At 54.2% G+C, this 5,051-nt stretch carries 4 protein-coding genes and 1 pseudogene; all 5 read left to right on the top strand.

Going from position 1 to position 5,051, the window contains the following annotated elements:
* The coding region (locus JCM25156_RS30210; RefSeq protein WP_206777861.1) for a hypothetical protein at window positions 1–340 on the top strand (340 nt) is incomplete at its 5' end.
* Between the two features lie 152 nt (window positions 341–492).
* Window positions 493–1,305, top strand: coding sequence for an ABC transporter permease (locus JCM25156_RS09285; RefSeq protein WP_025812859.1), 813 nt, complete (start codon window positions 493–495; stop codon window positions 1,303–1,305).
* Between the two features lie 252 nt (window positions 1,306–1,557).
* Complete coding sequence (locus JCM25156_RS09280; RefSeq protein WP_051577509.1) at window positions 1,558–2,496, top strand: hypothetical protein; 939 nt, start codon at window positions 1,558–1,560, stop codon at window positions 2,494–2,496.
* 220 nt (window positions 2,497–2,716) lie between these two features.
* Complete coding sequence (locus JCM25156_RS09275) at window positions 2,717–3,847, top strand: polysaccharide biosynthesis/export family protein (RefSeq protein ID WP_025812857.1); 1,131 nt, start codon at window positions 2,717–2,719, stop codon at window positions 3,845–3,847.
* 158 nt (window positions 3,848–4,005) lie between these two features.
* Window positions 4,006–4,991 (top strand): annotated as a pseudogene (gene galE / locus JCM25156_RS23050) (UDP-glucose 4-epimerase GalE).
* Window positions 4,992–5,051 lie beyond the last annotated feature (60 nt).

Below are 5,051 nucleotides of genomic sequence, written 5' to 3'. Positions count from 1 at the left end.
AGCGGCCTTTTTGCTATTTGGGGTGCAGGGCGGGAAACAGTCGAAATTCCTGGTTATATCCGGTCGGTTGTCTGTGCCTGAGTGGCATGATGCCGAAGACTTTCTCATAACACGCAAGCAAGACCTCAGTGTCCAACCAGGAAAGCAGGTGCCGCGCGCTCCTGCTCTGTCGATGTTCATCATGTTGCCTTCTTCGTTATCCATGGTCTGGAACCTTGGTGGGGAAGGATGGTTTATACGGACATGGAAAAGGCCATACGCGCTTTATGTTCAAATATCTTCCGGGTATGATAAGCACCACAAAGATACGGATAACGTTTGTTCTCTCTCGACAAGGTAGCCAGAGTGGATTAAGCCAAAAATAGAATTTTCATGTCCAGAACAAACCTTACCCCTGCGAGATGTGGAGCTATCAGGTGCAGGTAGAACCGTAATCATGATCGGTATCGACGAGGCCACTCCGCCTCGACTGAACTGAGTGGCGCTTGATGCATGACTGAACATCCCTCGCGATATTCCGAAACCGGAAAGTTATTGTACGGTCTGTCTGTGCAGATGCGGGTGATTGGCGCGCTCATTGTGCGTGAATTACACACGCGGTTCGGTAGGGATAATATTGGTTTTTTCTGGCTTATTGTTGAGCCGGCGATGCTGACCATTGGCGTTTCCATCCTGCATATATCGTCCGGGCCATTCATGCATCATGGCATGCCGACGGGATCGTTCATCATCTCGGGCTATACATGCTTTATTCTGTTCCGTTCGATCGTCAATCGCGCGTCCGATGCGATCGAAAGTAACAGGACATTGCTGTACCATCGCATGATTACAATCTTTGATGTTCTGCTGGCGCGGGGCGTTCTGGAACTGGGCTCGACCATTCTGGCGGTTGTGGTGCTATCGACCGTGATGCAGTCGATAGATTATGGTTTCCTGCCCCAACGGCCGCTGCTCATGCTGACCGGGCTGTTCATGCTGTTCTGGTTCGCCTTCGGACTTTCGATGGTGATCGCCGCGGCGAGTGAGAAATCTACCATGGTTGAACGTCTGGTTCATCCAGCGACCTATCTGTGCCTGCCGATTTCGGGGGCCTTTACCATCCAGCAGACAATGCCTGATCCTTTCCGCTGGTACATGTCGTGGTGGCCCACGACGGAGGCGTTCGAGCTTATCCGGGAGGGCCAGTTTCAGGATTATACCAGCGATTATACGTTTCCAGTCTATATTTTAGGTTGGTGCCTGATCCTGAGTGTAGTTGGATTGATGTATCTGCGGGCAGTCAGAAAAGATGTTCATCTTGGATAATTTTCTGAAGATCACGCTTTATTCGCGTTTGGCCTGTACTGAGGTGATATGACTAATCTGGATTCATCTGGCGCCAGGGATACGGTTGCCTTTATGCGGCGTCATGCAGCGTTTTTTATTATAGTCGTGTTGCCTACGGTACTGGCGGCATTTTACTATAGTTTCATTGCAACGGGACAATATGAATCCGAGGCAGCGTTCATAGTAAAGGACAGCCGGCCCACGCGCTCAACCGGTGGCGGTGGCGCTGGAATGGGTATGATGGCAGGCGCGGGCGTGGCGACCGCCAGTTCGGGGCTGGCCGAGGGCTTCGCCGTCAATACCTATATGAAATCCCATGACGCGGTTGCGGCGTTGCAGAAACGTCTGGATCTGGTGAGCATGTTCCGCCGGCCGGGAACGGATTTTGTTTCGCGCCTGTTCTGGGCCTCCCCACCGCCAGAAAAACTGCTGAAATACTATCTTCGTCATGTTGACGTGGTTTTCCATGAAGATACCGGCGTGACGTCCCTGGCCGTCCGTGCTTTCCGGCCGGATGATGCCGAGCAGATTACGCGCATCCTTCTGGAACTGGGGGAGCAGCGGATCAACGAGTTCAATGCCCGGGTTTCCAGGAACACGATCAGTGTTGTCGATGACGAGATGTCCGAGGCCGAACAGCGGGTCAGGGATATACAGAAGCGCCTGACGGCGTTCCGCCAGAAAACGGGCGATCTGGATCCCCAGCAATCCTCGATCGCGGGTATTTCCCTCATCGCGCAATTGCAGACGGAACTGGCCCAGGCGGATACGCAATTAAGCCAGATGTTGCGGTATATCGACCCGGCCAGTCCGCAGGTGCAGACCATCAAGGAGCGGATTCATGCCCTTGACCAGCAGATCGAGCAGCAGCGCGATATGGTGGGCACGAAGAAACAGATAGCACTGAATGTGTCTGATTATGATCAGATGATGCTGGAGCGTGAATTTGCCCAGACCAATTACAATGCGACCGCGACCGAGCTGCAGAATGCCCGCGCGGAAGCCCTGCGGCAGCAGGTCTATATTGTCCGGGTTGTCGAACCGAATATGCCAAGCATTCCGACTTATCCCCATGGCGTGCTGATGGTGGTCGCCATATTCGTGGGTGGAATGGTGACGCTTCTGATTGGTCGTCTCCTGATCATCGGCATCAAGGAGCACGCCATCTGATGGCGCGGTTCCTTGAAGTAGGGTGTGTCTGAAGCCTGACATCAGGAATGGAGACACCGCAGTATCCGTGTAGTATCAGGGACGCTTCGGCTCCATCGGCTGAGGGAAGATTTTTATCGCGATGCAAAACAAGCCGCATGCTTTGCCTGTCGCCCCGCATGGTGTGGGGCCTATCCATAAAAAACGGACCAGGTCTTCCGCTCAGGGCACCATTGTGGCGATGGTGCTTCTTGGGCTGGGACTTGCGGGATGCAACACGCTGCCCAACAGTGGCCCCACGGAATCCGAAGTCAAGCACGCCCAGAAAGACCCCAAGAAGAATTCGGTCGGGTATGGGATCGTCCAGATCAGCCCCGACCTCATAACATTGCTGAATAGTGAAAAGCCGCCCTCCTTCTCCATGCTGGCCAGTGAGGTCGCGAAGGCGCACCCCAACGACCGCGTCGGACCGGGTGATTCGCTGGATATCGCCATTTATGAAATGGGTGTAGGGGTTTTTACCACGGGTTCCATCACGTCCGCTCCCGCGTCCTCAGCCAAGCCGACCCTGATTTCCGCCGTGCCGGTGGACGGGAATGGCGATATCACCCTGCCCTATATTGGTCTGCTGCATGTTACTGGCATGACAAGCGAGCAGATTGAAGCTGAAATCCAGAACCGGCTCAAGGGCAAGTCGGAATCACCCCAGGTTATGGTCAAGATCGAGACGGATCTGGAAAATTCGGTCATTGTTTACGGTGCGGTCAAACGTTCCGGTCGTATACCGCTGACACTTCATCAGGAACGCCTGATCGACGCCATCGCTCTTGCCGGCGGGAGCATGCAGCAGCCTGAAGACACGATCGTGCGGCTCGACCGGCATGGCAATCAGGCTGAAACATCGCTGCGGGATCTGGAACAGGATCCTACGCAGAATATCCTGCTTCAGGCGGGAGACCGCATCCAGCTTATTATTGAACCCCGTACCTTTACGGCTTTTGGCGCCGCGCATGAAGTTACGGAAACGTCCTTCAATACGTCAACTGTCAATCTGGCTGAAGCTCTGGCGCGCGTTGGCGGTCCGGCGGACAGTCAGGCCGATCCAAACGCCATCTTTCTGTTCCGGTATGAGGATGCCGATATAGCACAGCGTCTTGGCCTGCCCGTTACGTCCGGGGAGACCAGGATGCCCATCGTGTACCAGCTGGATATGATCAACCCGGCCAGCTATTTTCTTGCTGAACATTTCCCCATGAAAAACAAGGACGTGCTGTATATTGCCAACGCCAAGACCAATAAAGTCAACAAGGCGTTCAATCTGATCAATACCCTCATGTCACCGGGAATGCAGGCGGGCCGGGTCAGCCACTAATTGCCATGGTGTGAAGCCTCATTACCATATCGGCTGATCTGACCGGCAGTCTGATGGGTGCGTGGTAGGGAAGATGTTACCGGGCCCGGAAGGGTTTAGTAATATATCCGGGGAATACTGTTCCTGACCCAGTATTGATCGGTGCGTGATGGGGGATAATGCGGTTTTTCATTACTGGAGGTGCGGGATATATAGGTAGCCACGTTGTCCTGATGCTGCTGGATGCCGGGCATGACGTTGTCGTGCTGGATAATCTCAGTACCGGACATCGGCAGGCCGTTCCGCCTGAAGCCCGGTTCATTATGGGGGATCTGTCCAACACGGCACTTGTGGATGATGTCCTGAGCGATGGCCCATGGGATGGGATCATGCATTTTGCGGCGCGCTCCCTTGTCCCGGAAAGCATGCGCGCGCCGTTCATGTATCTGCGTGAAAATGTTGGGCCTGCCCTGACACTGATTGAACTGGCCGTGCGGCATAAGGTTCCGGCGTTTGTTTTTTCTTCTACGGCGGCTCTGTTCAGCAATACAGAAAACACGGTTATTTCTGAAACGTCTCACATTGCGCCCTCCTCCCCTTATGGGGAAAGCAAGCTCATGGTTGAGCGGGCCCTGTACTGGGCTGACAGGTTATATGGGCTGCGTAGTGCGTGCCTGCGTTATTTTAATGCGGCCGGGGCGGACCCCCGGGGGCGGGCTGGCGAGGATCATCATCCGGAAACACATCTCATCCCCCTGGCGATCCAGACTGTATTGGGAAAACGTCCATCCCTTGATCTGTTCGGCAACGACTATCCCACGCCAGATGGAAGCTGTATCCGTGATTATGTACATGTAACGGATCTGGCCCGCGCGCACCTTGCCGCCATGGGGGCAATTGGGCAGCGGAGCGTTACGTATAATATTGGCAATGGCAAAGGTATTCAAACCTTGAAGTCGTGCAAAGTATCGAACGGGTTTCAGGGCGTCGCCTTGACTGGCGCTGGGCGCCGCGAAGGGTAGGGGATCCGGCGGTTCTGGTGGCGAGTTCCGCTTTGCTGCAACGGGAGACGGGCTGGAAAAGCACGTTTCATGAGCTGGATTCCATCGTGGAAACAGCCCTGGCCTGGACAGAGAAATATCCCGATGGGTACGCATCTGTATAAAGATGAAAGTTTTGGTGAAGCTTTTTTCAAAAAGCTTCAGGAAACGCGCTTTTTGAAAAA

The sequence above is a fragment of the Komagataeibacter kakiaceti JCM 25156 genome (assembly GCF_000613305.1).
This window is presented reverse-complemented; position numbering and strand designations above follow the sequence as displayed.